The following is a 17,428-nucleotide window of genomic DNA, read 5'->3' on the forward strand; positions in this document are numbered from 1 at the left end:
GGTTATACCCAAGTTATTAACTGGCCGTTAAGCACTAAATCACGTGGCAGTTTGTTCTTGATTTTGGCCTTTTGCCACTTACCTAACCCAACTGGTGCGCCGCATAGGGTAAGTATCACCTCACCTTTTGCGGGTCCCGGGGAATTAAGACGGATATCTTGTCCCTGAAAGTATGCTTTCGCTTGCGCGGGATCTAACTCAAACACATTGTTTGTGGCAAGGTGACCCAGGCAGGTAGCAAACTCGTGCTCAAGTTTGACCCCATTTTTATGGGTTGTGGCGACTTTAATGCCAATTCGTGAGTATTTGATTTTTTCCTGCAGTGTTTCCATATGTTGAGGAAATAACCATAATTCTTTGTCCCGACTCATTAGTGTGCCAGGTAAAGACTTGATCCCAAACTGTTGCTTAATACTCGTTTCAAATGCTTGTCGGTCTTTTTTGGTGCCTGACGAAAAGGGAAATTGCCCTTTTTTTGTCTTTTGCTGTAGGTGCTCGACACTGCCTGTTTTTTTGAATTTGGCAATAAAAAAGCCTTCGCTATCGTAGATTTGTGGCCAGACATGTAAGTAGCCTTGTGCTGTAGCGGCTTTGTTAGCATCCGGAAACAGAGTATTAAGCGGCACTATTTCAACGTGCTCTGAGAAGGTTTCGAGCAGGTGCTCACAGATCTGCTGGTTTTCTACTGGCGTCAGGGTACAGGTTGAATACACTAAAGTGCCACCGGGTTTGAGGGCCATAAAGGCACTGTGGATCAGTGTTTTCTGCACCTCGGCAATGTCCAGGTTCGATGCCAGTGACCAGTTCTTGAGCGCATCCGGGTCTTTGCGCACAGTCCCTTCTCCGGAGCAGGGGGCATCCAGTAATATATGATCAAAACTTTCATACATGTAATCACCAAACACCTTACCGTCAAAGTGCGACAGTGCGCAGTTGGCTACGCCCATACGCTTCAGCGTTGCGGCCAGTGTCTTTAACCGCGAAGAGGAAAGTTCATTAGCAATCAGAATGCCCTGGTTGTCCATTAAAGCGGCTAGTTGTGACGTTTTTGATCCTGGCGCAGCGGCCATATCCAGAACATGCTCTCCCGGAACCAGGGAAGTGGCCAACGCCATGGGTGGCAGCATAGAGCTTGCTTCTTGAACATAGATACAGCCACTCAGGTGCAGGGCGGTATTACCGATAGGCAGGTTGGCTTCTTCTTCTGCTGAACGGGTTAACCAGTAGCCCTGCTCGCACCAGGGAATAGGCTCAATGTGCCAGTTTAGTTGCGCAGCCTGATGTTCAAATTCTTGCAGCGACATCTTTAATGTATTAACACGGACAGCTCGCCGCAGGCCGGTGCGACAGCTGGCAATAAAGTCATCCATCGTCAGGTGCGCCGGCAGGTAGCTGGCGACATCTGCAATAAAATCATCGGGAATATAAGTTTTGTTGTCCAAAGTCAGTATCTCTTGCACTTTTAGCGACTAGTTTACCACTAATTGACATCACACGGGGATAGACTGACCCCAAGAGGCTATATTCCTCGTAGCAAGGCAATGCTTTGCCTTTAACCTTGAACATATGGAAAAACATATATAATATATTTCGCATATTTGGCTTAGAGGGTGAAGGCTTGTCCTGAAACGCTTCTGAGTAACTCCGGTGTAATTAAAAAGGTAATTCACATGACAATCAAAGTAGGTATCAATGGATTTGGACGTATGGGCAGATTGACCATGCGGGCATTATGGCAATCAGCAGACATAGAAATTGTAAACATTAACGACCCGGGCGGTGATGCGCATACACTGGCGCACTTGATGAACTTTGACTCAGTGCATGGCAAGTGGCAATTCGAAGCGCAAGCCAGTGATGCTGGTACTATGGTGATTGCAGATAAACACATTACCGTGACGCAGCAAAAGCAGACCGAAAGTATTGACTGGTCTGGTTGTGATTTGGTCATTGAAGCCAGTGGTAAGATGAAAACCAAAGAGAAGCTGGCAGGTTACTTTGAGCAGGGCGTCAAACAGGTCGTGGTAACAGCACCGGTAAAAGAAGAGGGTGTACTGAATGTTGTGATGGGCGTAAACCAGCAACTGTTCGAGGCTGAGTCTCATCCCATCGTGACGGCTGCATCGTGCACTACTAACTGTCTTGCACCTGTTGTCAAAGTGTTGCAGGACAACATTGGTATTAAACATGGGTCAATGACCACAATTCACGACATCACTAATACTCAGACTATTATTGATGCGCCGCATAAAGATCTGCGCAGAGCACGCGCTTGTGGCACAAGTTTGATTCCTACTACGACTGGATCGGCAACCGCCATTACTCACATATTTCCGGAACTGAAAGGGAAGCTGAATGGTCACGCGGTACGTGTACCGTTGACGAATGCGTCAATCACCGACTGCGTATTCGAAGTAAATCGCGAAACAACCGTCGAAGAAATCAATAGCTGGATGGAGCAGGCTGCACAGGAAGAATTGGCGGGTATTCTGGGCTATGAAACTCGTCCTTTGGTATCCATCGACTATAAAACGGACCCACGCAGCGCCATCGTTGATGCTTTGTCTACTATGGTCGTGAATGGGACCCAGGTTAAGCTTTATGTTTGGTATGACAATGAATGGGGTTATGCAAATCGCACCGCTGATCTTGTGCGCTATGTGATTGCTCAACGTTGGGGATAAAAGCGTGTTGCAGCAGTTATCCGCGCCAATAAAGCAGTATCTGGTAATTACTGGAAATTACTGGTCGTTTACCCTGACCGACGGTGCACTGAGAATGCTGGTGGTGCTCTACTTCCATCAGCTGGGTTACAGTCCGCTCGCCATTGCTTCCTTATTTTTGCTTTATGAAGTATTTGGTGTAGTGACTAACCTGGTTGGTGGCTGGTTGGGTGCCAGGATGGGCCTGAACAAAACCATGAATGTCGGCTTGTTTTTGCAAATTGTCGCGTTGCTGATGCTGGCAGTGGACCCACAGTGGTTAAGTATTGCCTATGTTATGGTTGCACAGGCTTTATCAGGCATTGCCAAAGACCTCAATAAAATGAGTGCTAAAAGCGCCATTAAGTTGCTGGTGCCCAAAGAGCAGGATGGTGTCTTGTTTAAATGGGTTGCCATCCTGACTGGCTCGAAGAACGCACTCAAAGGGGTTGGTTTCTTTATGGGTGGTTTGCTTCTGACCCAGCTGGGGTTCCAGGGGGCACTGTGGTTTATGAGTGCGATGCTACTGATAACTTGGTTACTTAGTTTGGTACTGCTCAAGCAGGATCTGGGTAAGAAGAAGCATAAGCCGAAATTTTCTGAGATGTTTTCGACCAGCAAACAGGTCAACTGGCTATCGGGTGCCAGGTTGTTTTTATTTGCCTCCAGAGATGTTTGGTTTGTGGTGGCATTGCCGGTTTATCTGGCCAGTGTATTCGGCTGGGATCACTGGTGGGTTGGTGGATTTATGGCTTGCTGGGTCATAGCTTACGGGCTAGTTCAGGCTAATGCACCTAAATTGTTAGGCAAACGGCGCTCTAATACCCAGCAGGCATTTATCTGGGTGGCTACGCTATGCTTGCTGCCTGCGTTTATTGCATTGGCATTGTGGTATGAGTGGTATATTCAGATTTCCATTATTGCGGGCCTGTTGATATTTGGTGCGGTGTTCGCCGTTAATTCTTCTTTGCACAGTTTTTTGATAGTGCACTTTGCAGATGAAGACGGGGTATCGATGGATGTCGGATTTTACTATATGGCCAACGCTATGGGGCGTCTGGCCGGTACAATCTTATCAGGACTCGCGTACCAGTATGGTGGCCTGATTAGTTGTTTGTTGATTTCGAGTGTGTTGCTTGTGTTAGCGACAGTACTTACCTACGGATTGCAACGCCATACCAGATGAAGAACTCTCCAAAATAGCGTAAGCCAACTGACTCTAACCTGTTGGCTTACGCTGCAAGCAATGGAATGCTATTTATGGCAGCTTGAAGCTGGCCGTAATTTGTTTCAGCTTTCTTGACTGTTTGTCCAGGTCCAGACTTGCACTGGCAACCTGATCGGCCCCGGCTGCGTTATCCAGTGCTGCTTGTTTAATCGCATCAATATTGTAGCTAATCTCTTCAGTCGTCGAGGTCTGTTGCTGTGCTTCTTGTGCGATGCGTCTGGCACTTACTGAAATCTCCTGGATCTGTGTGACGCTTTTGTGCAGGCTTTGGGCACTCTCATTGGTGGCTGAGATAGAGGCCTGTGCGACTTCGGAAGATTGATGCATTTTATCAACAGCCTGTGTGGTTGCGCTTTGCAGCTCAAGGATCATAGTTTCAATATCGCCAGTAGATTGCTGAGTTTTGTGCGCCAGCTGGCGTACTTCGTCTGCAACGACAGCAAAGCCCCGGCCGTGTTCACCTGCGCGAGCGGCTTCGATGGCGGCGTTTAATGCAAGCAGGTTAGTTTGCTCGGTAATTGCCTGTATCACTTCGATGACCTTGCCTATGTTTTGGGCGCCAGATTCTACATTCTTAATTGCACGCTCAGAGTCATTGATCACTTGATCCAAAGTGCTCATTTTTGAAACGCATTGCGCCAAAGTTTGGCTGGCGGTGTCAGTACTTTCTTCTGCTCTGACACTGAGTACAGCAACCTGATTAGCGCTGCTGGCAACGCTTTCAATGGATTGAGCGGTTGCACTGATAGCGAGCGCGACTTGCTCTATGTTTGCATGTTGCTCTTGCAGGCTGGTATTTGCTTGTTCGCTGGCTGCACTGGTCTGGCTGGCTGTGACAGCAAGTTGAGAGGTCGTCTCACTGATAGTTCCAATCACGTCCGTAAGATAACTGGTCATTTGTCGCATCGCGCCATACACACCGGTAACATTGGTATCCTGGCTGAAATCCTGGCGCAAATCACCTGAGGCGATACGTTCACTGATATCGCGCATCATACTGGGTTCGCCGCCAAGTGGACGTAAAACAGAATTGGCTATTAACCAGGTGGCAATGCTAATTGCAATAATTGCAATTCCGCCAATTATTGCAATAAACCAATATAATTGGTAAATCGGTGCAAAAGCCTCAGCTTTATCAATTTCGCTCAACAATACCCAGTTCAGATTTTCAAACTGAAAGGGCATATAGGCAGACAAGACCGGGTTGCCGTTATAATCAATGATTAGTTTAGTTTCAGAGAACCCCTGCAAACCGCGTCTGACCGCGTAGGTATCGACTCCGTTATGGGCAACTGAACCTGCAAAGCTTGCCGTCACACTGTGTGCAACGGGATCCAGGTAAGAGTCTGAACGCATTCTTAAATCTGAGCCGACCAGGTAAGACTCACCCGTTTTACCCATACCATCGCGTTGTTGCATGATGTCGTTGATGGTATCAATAGCGATTTGCAAAGCAATAACAGAGTGTGTTCGTCCGTTAATTTGGATTGGGACGCCTATAAAGGCAGCTGGTTCATTGTTACTGGGGGCATACCGTTGGTAGTCAGTAATAGAAAACTGCATACGATTGAGTGCATTGCGAAACAACTGTGCCAGCCCGGAGTCGCGATAGGGCCCGGTTCTTAGGTTGGTCTTATAATCGCTCTCCTGTGCGACGGTGTAACCAATAAAGCCGTCAGTGTCTATGATGAACAAGTCATAAAACCCTTTCTGTTCAATAAAGTGTTTAAACAAAGCATGGTTTTTATGCGCTAATTGAGCTGTAGTTGCATGTACTTCAGTACTGGCGATTTGTTGCCATTGTGCGGCAATCAGACTTAAATCTGCCTTGCGTGCCTGAAAGTAATCGTCAATTTGGCGATGTTTAATATGTTTGATTGAGGTCAGCTGATTATAAGCCTGACGTTCCAACGCATCGGATGCGGTCATCAAGGATGTGATTGCCATAAATGCGGCGGGCAGTAAGCCAACCAGTAAGAATGAAATCAACAAACGTAGTTTGGTGGACATGGAGTACCTGACTTTAGGTTATTTTGCTAATTGCAATTAAAAGTGATTATCTTCACACATTGTAAACAAAAATCCCTTTAGTGGGAACTCTTATGGGCAGAAAGTTAAAAAAAAGAAACTAAATTCTTATTTTTGTATCGGTATTTTGCTGTTTACATCGTTCTATGGAATTGTCTGGCAGGGATCTGCGTTGTCGGTACCGGATGCCGGCGCATCCGGAACACTTTATACCAATTTCGCTTAATACCTGTTTAATTTTAAGGCGTAAATATAACGCTAATGGCGTAAAAAATTTCTCATTTAGAACCTTATACCTTAGACATAGGTTCACAAATTTTAGCCTTGTTATCGACCCTACTTTCTCGCCTTAAAATAGAACACTTAACTAAGCAAATTGGTATGATTTAGCTAAGCTCAATAGCCTGGATCTGAACGATTTGATCGTCCTCATCCTGTGCTGTGCTTTGTGGCGCGTCAGGGAATTGTGGTTTATCGAGTGCAATGTCCCCGCCATCAATGATGTCGTCTTTTTGTAAACCCTGAAAATCAAACAGAGCATGATCGGCAAGGTGGGAAGGAACAACATTTTGCATGGCAGTAAAAATACTTTCAACTCTGCCTGGGTGAGAGTTATTCCACTCGTTGAGCATCGCTTTGACATGCTTACGCTGCAGGTTTTCTTGTGAGCCACATAGATTACAGGGGATGATGGGGAAAGCCTGGCTTTGCGCATACTGCGCGATATCAGCTTCTTTACAGTAGGCCAGAGGACGTATCACCATATGCTGACCATCATCACTCATCAGCTTAGGAGGCATGCCTTTTAACTTGCCGCCGTAAAACATGTTGAGGAACATGGTTTCAATCATATCGTCTCTGTGATGACCCAGCGCTATTTTAGTCGCACCCATTTCTTTTGCCGTGCGGTACAAGATACCACGGCGCAGGCGTGAACACAGCGAGCAGGTGGTTTTACCCTCTGGGATCTTATCCTTTACGATTGAATAGGTGTCTTCCTCAACAATCTTATACTCAATGCCAAGGGTATCGAGATATTCGGGTAAGATATGTTCAGGGAACCCGGGTTGCTTCTGATCCAGGTTAATGGCGAATACATCGAACTTGATAGGGGCAACACGCTGAAGGTGCTGTAGTACGTCCAGTAAGGTGTAGCTATCTTTACCGCCAGACAGACAAACCATGACGCGGTCACCCTCTTCGATCATATTAAAATCGCCAACAGCCTGACCGGCCAGCCTTCGTAAGCGTTTTTGCAACTTGTTAAGGCTATATGCTTGCTTTGCTTCTTGTGAGTGAGACACTCGCCCCCCTATGTAAAAATGACGGCAAAAATAAATAAGGGCGCATTATACCGCCAGACCAGTAAACTGCAATATTAGCGGTGTGAATACATGCAGGCTCAGAGGGAGAGGGGATCGGCACTTGACTCTGTGCCGATCTGAGCGCGTGGTTTATTGTGCGAGTGGGCTTGTGTAACCATCCGGTTTCAGCGCCAGTACATCACAGTCCAGGCTGTCAATCACGTGTTCTGCGGTATTACCTACGAGTGCAGCGCTAAGACCCGTTCGTCCGACGGTACCGATCACAACCAGCTCTGTATTTTTCTCTTTCGCAATATGGGGGATTACATCTTCAGGAAGTCCTTCCTTTATCACACATTGTGAATCGCTCAACCCAAAGCGTTGTGCCAGAGCCCAGGTTTCCTCTTCGTGATGTTTCTTGACTGCCTCATTGTATTGAGATGGATTGAATTCAGGTATCTCTATGGCAATATTCACTGGTGTTGCCGGGTAGGTGTTGACCAGGCTTAAAGAGGCGTTGGCAAGTTGACACAGAAATTGTGCATCTTTAATTATACGATGGTTTAGCGCCTGGTGTTGCTCGTCATCACTCACCGCATTGACTGCTGCAAGTATCTCCCCTTTTTCTGGCCAGGCATGATCTTTGACTAACAATACCGGAGCCGGGCACTTTCTGATCAGGTGCCAGTCTGTCGGTGTAAAGATCACAGACTTAAGCGTGTCATGTTGATGGGTGGCTTTGATGACGAGGTCAAACTCGTGCTCGAGTACCGTTTTGATTATGGCTTCATAAGGTCGGTTATGCCACACGACTTTGGTCTCTATATCAATATTTTGATAGCCACTGGTGAGTTCTGAGAGCCAGGCCTCGCGGTCTTTAATTACAGCTTCTCTCATCGCCTCACGCTCTTCTCGTGATAACATCGTCGTCATCTCATAAGAGAAGTCATAAATTGATAAAAAAGCGGTGATTTTGGCACCTGTTTTTTGCGCCAGACTGATAGAACGATCCAGGCTGTTCTGTTGTTGTTTGGTCGGATCTATGACGGTGAGAATGCGTTTGATTTGTTCCATAATGGGCTCCTTAATCTTGCAAGGACGATTTCATCTCTGTATATAGTGTAATCGAAATCGCCCTGGGATAAAGAAAAAGTGAGCCGTTAATTGCCTCAGATCAAAGCGCAATTGCTGCGGCTTTAGCCAGTTCATCAATATCCAGAATCGTGATGAATTTACCTTCTACTTTAATGATCTCTGCCTTCTGGAAGCGACTTAACAGACGACTGATGGTCTCAACGGTCAATCCGAGATAATTGCCTATTTCTCCTCGCGTCATTGTGAAACGGAATTCTTTGCGAGAGAAGCCGCGCTCACCAAAACGATTAGACAGGTTGTAGATGAAAGTTGCCAGACGCTCTTCAGCGGTCTTTTTGTTGAGCAACAACAGCATTTCCTGATCATAGTTGATCTCACTGCTCATCAGGCGCATGATCTGTTGTCTGAGTTTTGGCAGCTTGCCTGCCAGCTCATCTAAAGTGTCAAAGGGGATTTCACAAACCATGGAGGTTTCCAGAGCTTGTGCAAAGCTCTGATGCTGCATCTTATTGATGGCATCAAAACCCACTAAGTCACCAGCCAGGTGAAACCCTGTGATTTGCTCGTCACCTTGTTCTGAAATAGTGTAGGATTTAAACGATCCGGAACGTACAGCAAAAATTGAGTTGAGTTCGCTACCGGATTCGAACAAAAAGTCCCCTTTGTGAAGGGGTTTTTTACGCTCGATGATTTCATCCAGCTTGTCCATTTCGCTACCATTTAGAGAAAAGGGCAGGCACAGTTGGCTGATACTGCAGTTATTGCAGCTGATAGTACATTGACTTTTTGAACGATTACTTAAATCCATAACAAATCCGTTATCTATGACGCACGTTAATGATATTCTATTAGATGTGGTCATATTTTAATACTTGAACTTTGCGATATCTGGTACCCAGATATACCATCTATTAGTTGAGTTTTAGGCATTAAACATCAAAGAACCAAACCGCGTATTGATCATTTTTGGTCAAAAAACTCCCATTTCTCGACCAAAATAAATGACTCTCATCTAATAGTATTACTGACTCTAGATTAATGTACTAGTTTATCCGTTGCAATGATTAGTAGATAAAAGCCATACCAAATAAAAATATTGCCTAACGCAATCCGTGTTGCTTGGTGATTTAAAAACGTACTGAGCATTTGAGCGGATTGACCCACCGCCAGCATGGCTGGAAAAGTACCGAGTGCAAAGGCTGCCATTATGAGGGCGCCACTTAAGCTGCTGCTCGCTTGCAAACTCCAGGTTAGGGCGGAATAGACTAACCCACAGGGGAGCCAGCCCCATAGTGCACCATATGCCAATGCTTTGGATTTTCTGTCGATAGGGAGCAAATACTTGTTAAGCTGAACAAGACGTTGCCAAAGCAACCATTTGCCAGCTTTTTCTAGCCAGTTAAGCGTGGCTGCCAGGCGCATGACATATACACCAACCAGCAGCATAAAGACGCCGCTAAGCACATTCAGCGTATTTGCAAATAATGTGCTTTGTTTGGCAAATGCGGCGCCTAGCCCGGCTACCAGTGCACCGGCCACCATATAGCTGCCTAGCCTGCCCAGGTTGTATAAGAGTGTGGTCACAAAAGCGGACTGTTTGGTCTGGGCGAGTTGCAGGCTTGATGCAATACCACCACACATGACTAAACAGTGACCGCTACCGACCAAACCCATGACAAAGGCACTAAATAGACTTATCTCGGTCATTGCTTTTGTTGTGTTGCTCTTTGTCGTCTTCGAACAGGATGCTGTGTCCTTGCTTATTTAGATCAGAAAACTGTTCGCTTTTGACGGCCCAAAAAAATACCCCAATTGCGATGATGACAAATAAAATCGCGATGGGAATAAGGATGTAAATAATACTCATAGCTTCAATAACCTTAGGGAGTTAGTGATCACCAGAATTGAGCTCGCAGACATACCAATGACAGCCACCCAAGGAGGCACTAATCCCATCGCAGCGAGCGGTAAGATTGAACCATTATAACAAAGTGACAAAGCGAGGTTCTGTTTTATCACTGTTTTGGTTTTTTTAGCAACCAGGTGTAGCGTTTGCAGTGACTTCAGGTCGCTGTTAAGCAGGACTACATCGGCGGTATTTTTTGAAATATCTGCACCTGTCTCCATTGCGATGGATAGGTGTGCGCTGTTAAAGACCGGGCTATCGTTTACACCATCGCCAACCATGCCAACGATATGTTGCTGTGCAGACCAGGATTCAACCTGTTGCTGCTTATCTTGCGGAGAGCAGGCATTTTTGTAGGTATCTAATCCCAGCTCCAAAGCCAGATCTTTGACCGCATTTGAGCTGTCGCCGCTCAGCAAATGGCAGCTCAGGCCCTGACCCTGGGCATAATGGATTATCTCGGGCGCGCTATGTCGAACTTTGTCTGCCAGATAGAAGTCAGCGACTGGTTGGTCATCGACAAACAGCGTTGCCTGAGCAAAAGAGCTGTGATTGCCAAACCAGGCTGATTTACCGATAGCAACAGGTTGTTGATTAAATAGGGCTTTTACACCGCTCCCCGTGACGACTTCAACATCACTTAGCTGCCTTGGAGACACTAGCTGTTCGGTAAATGCTTTCGCGATTGGATGCTCGGAATAACGCTCCAGAGCAACGGCCAGTTCCATTACATCGGACTCCTGCCAGCTTTTGTCAAGTATGCTGATGGATTCGATAGAGAAACGCCCTTCGGTGAGGGTACCTGTTTTGTCAAACGCCATTCTGGTCAGTTTAGGCACAGTTTCAAGTACATGGCTTTCTTTGATTAGGATCCCCTTACGGGTGAGCGTTGCGACGGAACATGTGAGTGCAGTCGGAATTGCCAAGCTGAGAGCACATGGGCAAGTTGCAACTAGCACGGAAATGGTAACCCAAAATGCATGGGGTGGGTCTATCTGGTACCAGGCAACCGCAGTGATAGAGGCGAAAATCAATAAACAGGCGACAAACCACTGCGCCACTTTATCTGTGACTTCGACGATTTTGGGGCGCTTTGTCAGAGCATTATGCTGTAGCTTTATGATTTGATTGAGTAGTGTATTTTGACCTACTTTGTTGATTTCAATAGTGATCACGCCATCATGGTTGATGGTGCCGGCATAGACCTGATGAGTTTGGTATTTTTTAACGGGTAAGTGTTCACCCGTCATCATAGATTCGTCTACGGTTGTAGAGCCTGAGATTAATACGCCATCGGCCGGGATGGTTTCACCGGGTTTGATCATAATCTGATCGCTCAGTTGCAAGCTTTTCGCAGCAACGATTTTTTGCTCGCCATCGGGCAATAATTTACGTGCGGTCAGTGGTAACAGTTTTTGCAAGTTAGCAGTAAATTCGCTGGCCTTCAGCCTGGCCCGAAATTCCAGGTATTTACCGAGTAAAAGCAAAAAGGTAAACATACAAATGGATTCAAAATAGACTTCGCCCACAGACATTACCGTGGCATAGCAGCTCGCAGCGTATGCACCAAAGATAGCCAGGGAGACGGGGAGATCCATATTGAGCTGTTTGGCTTTGAGCCCTTTAATGGCATTGGTCAGAAATGGCATGGCTGAGTAGAGGATCACCGGAGAGGCCAAAAATAAACTGATCCACCGGAAATACTGCTCGAAATTGTCTTCCATCCCGGAAAACATGCCAAAGTACATGGCAAACGCAAACATCATGACTTGCATGGTCATGAGGCCCGCAACACCTAGTCGGCGTAAATAGGCTTTGGCGACAGTTTGCTTTTGTGCGGCTTCGTCGTCGGCCTGAAAAGGGTAGGCCTTATAACCAATTTGATGTAGTGACTTAATAATATCACTCAATTTACACTGCTGCGGTTGCCACAAGATCATGGCTCTGTGTGTTGATGTGTTGACGTCAACCCGTGCAACGCCTTTCAGTCCAAGTAATTGTTTCTCAATGAGCCAAGCGCAGGCCGCGCAGCTAATACCTTCGACACTGAGTAATACTTCCTGCAGCTCGCCTTGCTGACTGACAAAGTCTTGCTGTATTTCGGCATTGTCATAACTCAATAGTTCTTTTAGCTGTTCCGGAACCAGTTCTTCGACTTTACCTGCACTGTCGGTTCGAAATTTATAATAGTCGCTCATGCCCTGAGCTAGAATGGTTTCGGCGACCGCCTGACAGCCAGTGCAGCAGACAGGCTGAGGCTGGCCTTCAAATTGTACGTGAGCAGAAAACCCCGGCGGTACGGGCTCCAGACAATGAAAACAACTGGTTGTCATAGTGTCTACTTATATTCTGGAGAAATGGCAACTTTCTGTGCAGTGGGCAACTGAAGCTTTTCTTTTAGCTTCCAGCTTTGGTCCATGGGCTCTAGAAAAACAGTGAATGCGCCATAATGTGGCTCATCCAGAATGGCAGTGAATTCACCTGCGGCATTGGCCAGCAGGGTGACTTCAAAGTCGTATTTCTTAACAGTGCGGTGATAAAAAGATGCTTTCAGTGCATTGACTTTACTGTGGTCACCTTTGGTGAAAGTAAAGCTGATTCTGTCTTCAGTGACATCAAGATCACCATGTAAATACAAGGCTTTAGCTTTATCGAACTTGCTGAGTTCAAGGTTAATGGCTTTGCCTTTTTTGTAGTAGTCGTCGACCACCATGTCTGGGCCATTACCGACGGCAAAAATCACTAAGAAAACGCAGGCAATAATGGTAACCAGCGGAAAAAACATTAAAAACCAAGGCCAAAAATTCTTATACCAGGGAGTAGGGTTCATAACGACTCAACAGCTTAATTTCAGTGGCAATATTCTATCTTATTTGGGATTAAATACCTAAAAAAAAGCCTCCGATTGGAGGCTTTTTTGATCTTAAATAAACTTATAATCTATTCGATTATTTCTCCTGAGAGAGGCTGTACACGTAGGCTGTAAGCAGGTGTACTTTGTCTTCACCCAGAATGTCTTTCCAAGCTGGCATTACACCGGCACGACCATGACGTAGTGTTTCTTCAACAGCACGTTGAGAACCACCGTACAACCAGATGTTGTCAGTCAGGTCAGGCGCACCAAATGGCAGATTGTGAGCAACTGAACCCTTACCGTCCATGCCGTGACAAGCTGCACACATTGCGAACTTCGCTTTACCAGCATCAGCATCTTTTTGGTTTACTTTACGGCCAGACAAGCCCAGTACGTATGCAGTCATTTCTTTAATGCCCTGGTCACCCAGTGCATCCTGCCAACCTGGCATCGCAGCAACACGACCTTGCAGTAGTGTTTCTTTGATCTTGTCAGGTGTACCGCCGTACAACCAGTCATTGTCTGCCAAGTTAGGGAAGCCCATTGCACCACGTGCATCTGAGCCATGACATTGCGCACAGTTTTGTGCGAACAAACGCTGACCAATTTCAAGTGCTTTTTGATCTTTTGCCAGTGTTTCGATGTCTTGCTCAGCAAATGCCTTGAAGATAGGACCAAAACGCTCGTCAGCAGCTTCAAACTCTTTATCAAGTTGAACCCAGTGACCGTTTGCTTTGGCATCTTCAATTGCTTTTTTAGACTCCTCGAGAGACGTTACGCCCTGGTTAGAGCTTGTCCAGTTCAAAAAGCCTGCAAAGTTACCCAAACCAGGGTAAGCAGCAAGATAATAAACAGACCAGATAAATGTTGCGAAGAACATGTAAGTCCACCACTTTGGCAGTGGGTTGTTTAGTTCTTCGATTCCGTCAAACTCGTGACCACAGCTTTCGCCTTCTTCAACACCTGCATAGTTTTTCAGGTTCCAAAGTAGCAAGCCAAAGATCAGAGCCAGACACGCCAAGGTCAATACGATGACCCAAATACTCCAAAAGCTAGTCATTTTTCAGACTCCTTTTCCTCGTTTGAGATTGTGCTGTTGTGCTTTTTTTCATCTTCAAAAATGGCATTGGCCGCGTCATCAAAACGACGTTTGCTACGCTTGCTGTATGCCCACACAACAATCACTATGAACAGTACTAAAATTATCAGAGTCAAAATGCCTCTGTATGTGCCGTAATCCATAACAAATTACTTCAAATGTGTGCCAAGTTGCTGAAGGTAAGCAATCAGGGCTTCCATTTCGGTTTTGCCCTTTACTGCGGCTTCAGCACCTTGAATGTCCTCGTCGGTGTATGGCACACCAAAGTTACGGAACACTTCAAGTTTCTTAGCGGTTAATTGACCGTCCAATACATTCTCATTGAGCCAAGGGTAGCCAGGCATATTTGACTCAGGTACCACAGAGCGAGGATCCATCAGGTGTGCAAAGTGCCAGTCATCGGAGTAACGCTGACCTACACGAGCCAGATCTGGACCTGTACGCTTAGAGCCCCACTGGAAAGGGTGATCCCAAACAGATTCACCAGCTACAGAATAGTGACCATAGCGCTCAACTTCGTCTCGGAAAGGACGGATCATCTGTGAGTGACAGTTGTAACAACCTTCACGTACATAGATATCACGACCTTCCATTTCCAGCGCTGTTAGAGGGCGCAGGCCATCAACAGGCTGAGTGGTGTCTTTTTGGAACATCAGTGGAGTGATCTCAACGAGGGCACCAAAGCTGATGGCAAAAACCGTCAGGATAGCCATCAGACCAACGTTCTTTTCGACGATTTCATGTTTGTTTGAAGAGTTATTATTGCTCATACTCGACACCCCTTAAGCCATTTGCGTGTTAGCTTCGGTGGTCAAAGAGCCACTCTTAGCTGCTACAGTACGGTACACGTTGTAAGCCATTACCAGCATACCAATCACGATGAACACACCGCCCAGGAATCGCATAATGTAGAAAGGCTTAGACGCTTCAAGAGACTGTACGAAGCTGTACATCAAAGTACCGTCAGAGTTAACTGCACGCCACATCAGACCTTGCATAACACCAGAGATCCACATTGCTACGATGTACAGAACAACACCAACTGTGTGTAGCCAGAAGTGGGTGTTAACCAGTTTAACGCTGTACATGTTAGCATGACCAAATAGTGCAGGGATCAGGTGGTAGATAGCACCAATAGAGATCATTGCAACCCAACCTAGTGCACCAGAGTGTACGTGGCCGACTGTCCAGTCAGTGTAGTGTGATAGAGCGTTTACTGACTTGATTGCCATCATTGGACCTTCGAAGGTAGACATACCGTAGAAAGACAGAGAAACAACCAGGAAACGCAGTACAGGGTCGGTGCGCAGTTTATGCCAGGCACCAGACAGGGTCATGATACCGTTGATCATACCACCCCAAGAAGGAACAAATAGGATCACAGACATTACCATGCCCAGAGATTGAGTCCAGTCCGGTAGTGCAGTGTAGTGTAAGTGGTGAGGACCTGCCCAAATATACAGAGAAACCAGTGCCCAGAAGTGAACTACTGATAAACGATAAGAGTAAACAGGGCGACCAGCTTGTTTAGGCACGAAGTAATACATCATACCCAGGAAACCAGCAGTCAGAAGGAAACCTACCGCATTGTGACCGTACCACCACTGAACCATAGCATCTACTGCACCCGCATAAATAGAATATGACTTGGTTAGAGACACTGGTACAGCCATGCTGTTTACGATGTGTAGTACTGCAACGGTAATAATGAAGCCCGCGTAGAACCAGTTCGCTACATAAATGTGTGACACTTTACGCTTGATCAGTGTGCCGAAGAAAACAACAGCATACGTAACCCAGACTACAGCGATTGCAATATCGATTGGCCACTCAAGTTCAGCATATTCTTTAGAAGATGTGATACCCAGTGGCAGCGTGATAGCTGCTGCAAGAATGATTGCTTGCCAGCCCCAGAAAGTGAAAGCGGCTAGCTTGTCGGAGAATAAGCGCGTCTGACACGTACGCTGTACAACATAGTAAGATGTTGCAAATAGTGCACTAGTACCAAATGCGAAGATTACTGCGTTCGTGTGTAACGGACGAAGTCGAGAGTAAGTTAACCATGGAATGTCGAAGTTTAACGCAGGCCACGCAAGTTGCGCCGCGATAAAGACACCTACACCCATGCCAACGATGCCCCAAATCACTGTCATTATAGCGAATTGGCGTACAACCTTATAATTGTACTCAGTTTGTGATGCTACTGTTTGGCTCATTTTCTGGATTCCGCTGCAATTAATGCGATTAGAAATGATTAACCTGTAATACAGGCCCTGTTTTTTTATTTCAACAAACCCGTTTGAGTTACATCCCGTGGAACAAAACTCTCACCAGCTTGAGAAACCCTTATTTTTGCAAGGAAATAATAATTTTTTTGCAAACGAAAAGATACTACAAACACCTAAAATAATGACATCAATCAAACTTTGTACGAGTCATTTGCTCAATGAGTACGCGAATTGCGCAATATCAAAACAAATTGCAAAACTTAACGCCAAAGGCTGGCCGAAAAGAGCAATTCCACATAAACTGAATGTCTTTTCAAGATGTCACACACTACGCATTATGCAGAAAATTTGCACACTACCTGGTGTTTTTTTAGTCACTTTCCTGACGGCCTGTTCAGACCCAAGTACCATTATACATGAAAGTTCAGAAAATAGTGAAAGTTCGCAAACTTCCTTGAATTGTATTGCCTCTTCTCCCTGTCAAAGCCACGAAATAACGCTCTGGAATTCAGCCGAAACACTTCGACCAGAAACCCCGTTTGGCTTGTTTCTGGACACACAAAACCCGGCACTTAAAGTTCGTGCTGCCTGGCTGGAGGGAAAGAGCATGTATATGGGAAAAATCCCCGTCTTTTTTACTTTAGAGCGAGACTCACACTGGTCTGCTGAGGTCATGGTCGGTGCATGTAGTGACTCGGTCATGGAGTGGCAGCTGACGATAGAATTGATCGGGCAGAAGGCGGTGAAAGTAAGTGACAAAACTGTCACATTTAGCCTGTACACTACGCTAAATTGATGTATCGCAGTTTAATACTCTTACTTAACGTTTTATGTTCGTTTACAAAACTTCTCGATTTTGCATGACTTTGTTAAGCGTTTTCACTATATTTAACCAAACCGCACATGGCGATAACAGAATACCCATTTGGCCAGAGTCTCGTTTGACAGAACACTCACACAGGCAAATAACTATATTAAGAACAA

Annotated in this window: 16 protein-coding genes; 3 read left to right on the top strand and 13 right to left on the bottom strand. The window is 46.0% G+C overall.

Features of this window, described 5'->3' with window-relative positions:
* Positions 1-2: 2 nt before the first annotated feature.
* On the bottom strand, positions 3-1,442 hold the full coding sequence (gene rsmF / locus AT705_RS01085) for a 16S rRNA (cytosine(1407)-C(5))-methyltransferase RsmF (protein WP_058795126.1): 1,440 nt from the start codon (positions 1,440-1,442) through the stop codon (positions 3-5).
* 228 nt (positions 1,443-1,670) lie between these two features.
* Between rsmF and AT705_RS01090 the strand changes: the two genes are divergently transcribed.
* A complete protein-coding gene (locus AT705_RS01090; RefSeq protein ID WP_058795127.1) occupies positions 1,671-2,684 on the top strand; it encodes an ArsJ-associated glyceraldehyde-3-phosphate dehydrogenase in 1,014 nt (337 codons plus the stop codon).
* Positions 2,685-2,688: 4 nt separating this feature from the next.
* Entirely contained in the window at positions 2,689-3,888 is a 1,200-nt protein-coding gene (gene arsJ / locus AT705_RS01095) for an organoarsenical effux MFS transporter ArsJ (protein ID WP_058795128.1), read from the top strand.
* Between the two features lie 72 nt (positions 3,889-3,960).
* Here the strand turns inward: arsJ and AT705_RS01100 are convergent, their stop codons facing one another.
* The 12 genes from AT705_RS01100 to ccoN all read right to left on the bottom strand — a co-directional run bounded on the left by AT705_RS01100 (position 3,961) and on the right by ccoN (position 16,432).
* Positions 3,961-5,940: a methyl-accepting chemotaxis protein gene (locus AT705_RS01100; RefSeq protein WP_058795129.1), complete on the bottom strand. Its 1,980-nt coding sequence runs from the start codon at positions 5,938-5,940 to the stop codon at positions 3,961-3,963.
* Positions 5,941-6,344: 404 nt separating this feature from the next.
* Positions 6,345-7,262, bottom strand: a complete 918-nt coding sequence (gene ttcA / locus AT705_RS01105; protein ID WP_058795130.1) for a tRNA 2-thiocytidine(32) synthetase TtcA — start codon at positions 7,260-7,262, stop codon at positions 6,345-6,347.
* A 150-nt stretch (positions 7,263-7,412) separates the two neighbouring features.
* Positions 7,413-8,336, bottom strand: coding sequence for a universal stress protein UspE (uspE, locus tag AT705_RS01110; protein WP_058795131.1), 924 nt, complete (start codon positions 8,334-8,336; stop codon positions 7,413-7,415).
* A 100-nt stretch (positions 8,337-8,436) separates the two neighbouring features.
* The gene (locus tag AT705_RS01115; RefSeq protein WP_010385451.1) at positions 8,437-9,165 is read right to left on the bottom strand and encodes an FNR family transcription factor; all 729 of its coding nucleotides are present in this window, start codon (positions 9,163-9,165) and stop codon (positions 8,437-8,439) included.
* A gap of 227 nt (positions 9,166-9,392) precedes the next feature.
* The gene (locus AT705_RS01120) at positions 9,393-10,064 is read right to left on the bottom strand and encodes a sulfite exporter TauE/SafE family protein (protein ID WP_058795132.1); all 672 of its coding nucleotides are present in this window, start codon (positions 10,062-10,064) and stop codon (positions 9,393-9,395) included.
* Entirely contained in the window at positions 10,042-10,224 is a 183-nt protein-coding gene (ccoS, locus tag AT705_RS01125) for a cbb3-type cytochrome oxidase assembly protein CcoS (protein WP_049865783.1), read from the bottom strand. Before ccoS ends, AT705_RS01120 begins: the two co-directional genes overlap by 23 nt.
* Positions 10,221-12,596, bottom strand: coding sequence for a heavy metal translocating P-type ATPase (locus AT705_RS01130; RefSeq protein WP_058795133.1), 2,376 nt, complete (start codon positions 12,594-12,596; stop codon positions 10,221-10,223). Before AT705_RS01130 ends, ccoS begins: the two co-directional genes overlap by 4 nt.
* 5 nt (positions 12,597-12,601) lie before the next feature.
* Positions 12,602-13,093 carry a FixH family protein gene (locus tag AT705_RS01135; protein WP_040645005.1) on the bottom strand — a complete coding sequence of 164 codons (492 nt, stop codon included), beginning with the start codon at positions 13,091-13,093 and terminating at the stop codon, positions 12,602-12,604.
* A 118-nt stretch (positions 13,094-13,211) separates the two neighbouring features.
* Positions 13,212-14,177 carry a cytochrome-c oxidase, cbb3-type subunit III gene (ccoP, locus tag AT705_RS01140; protein ID WP_058795134.1) on the bottom strand — a complete coding sequence of 322 codons (966 nt, stop codon included), beginning with the start codon at positions 14,175-14,177 and terminating at the stop codon, positions 13,212-13,214.
* Positions 14,174-14,359 carry a cbb3-type cytochrome oxidase subunit 3 gene (locus AT705_RS01145; protein WP_010385443.1) on the bottom strand — a complete coding sequence of 62 codons (186 nt, stop codon included), beginning with the start codon at positions 14,357-14,359 and terminating at the stop codon, positions 14,174-14,176. The genes ccoP and AT705_RS01145 overlap by 4 nt, the downstream gene beginning before the upstream one ends.
* Before the next feature lie 6 nt (positions 14,360-14,365).
* Positions 14,366-14,986 (bottom strand): cytochrome-c oxidase, cbb3-type subunit II, encoded by a 621-nt coding sequence (gene ccoO / locus AT705_RS01150; protein WP_058795135.1) that lies wholly within the window; start codon positions 14,984-14,986, stop codon positions 14,366-14,368.
* Positions 14,987-14,998: 12 nt separating this feature from the next.
* A complete protein-coding gene (gene ccoN / locus AT705_RS01155; RefSeq protein ID WP_058795136.1) occupies positions 14,999-16,432 on the bottom strand; it encodes a cytochrome-c oxidase, cbb3-type subunit I in 1,434 nt (477 codons plus the stop codon).
* A gap of 97 nt (positions 16,433-16,529) precedes the next feature.
* Between ccoN and AT705_RS01160 the strand changes: the two genes are divergently transcribed.
* Positions 16,530-17,240, top strand: coding sequence for a hypothetical protein (locus tag AT705_RS01160; protein WP_058795137.1), 711 nt, complete (start codon positions 16,530-16,532; stop codon positions 17,238-17,240).
* Positions 17,241-17,428: the final 188 nt, after the last annotated feature.

Source organism: Pseudoalteromonas rubra (assembly GCF_001482385.1).
Lineage (GTDB): Bacteria > Pseudomonadota > Gammaproteobacteria > Enterobacterales > Alteromonadaceae > Pseudoalteromonas > Pseudoalteromonas ardens.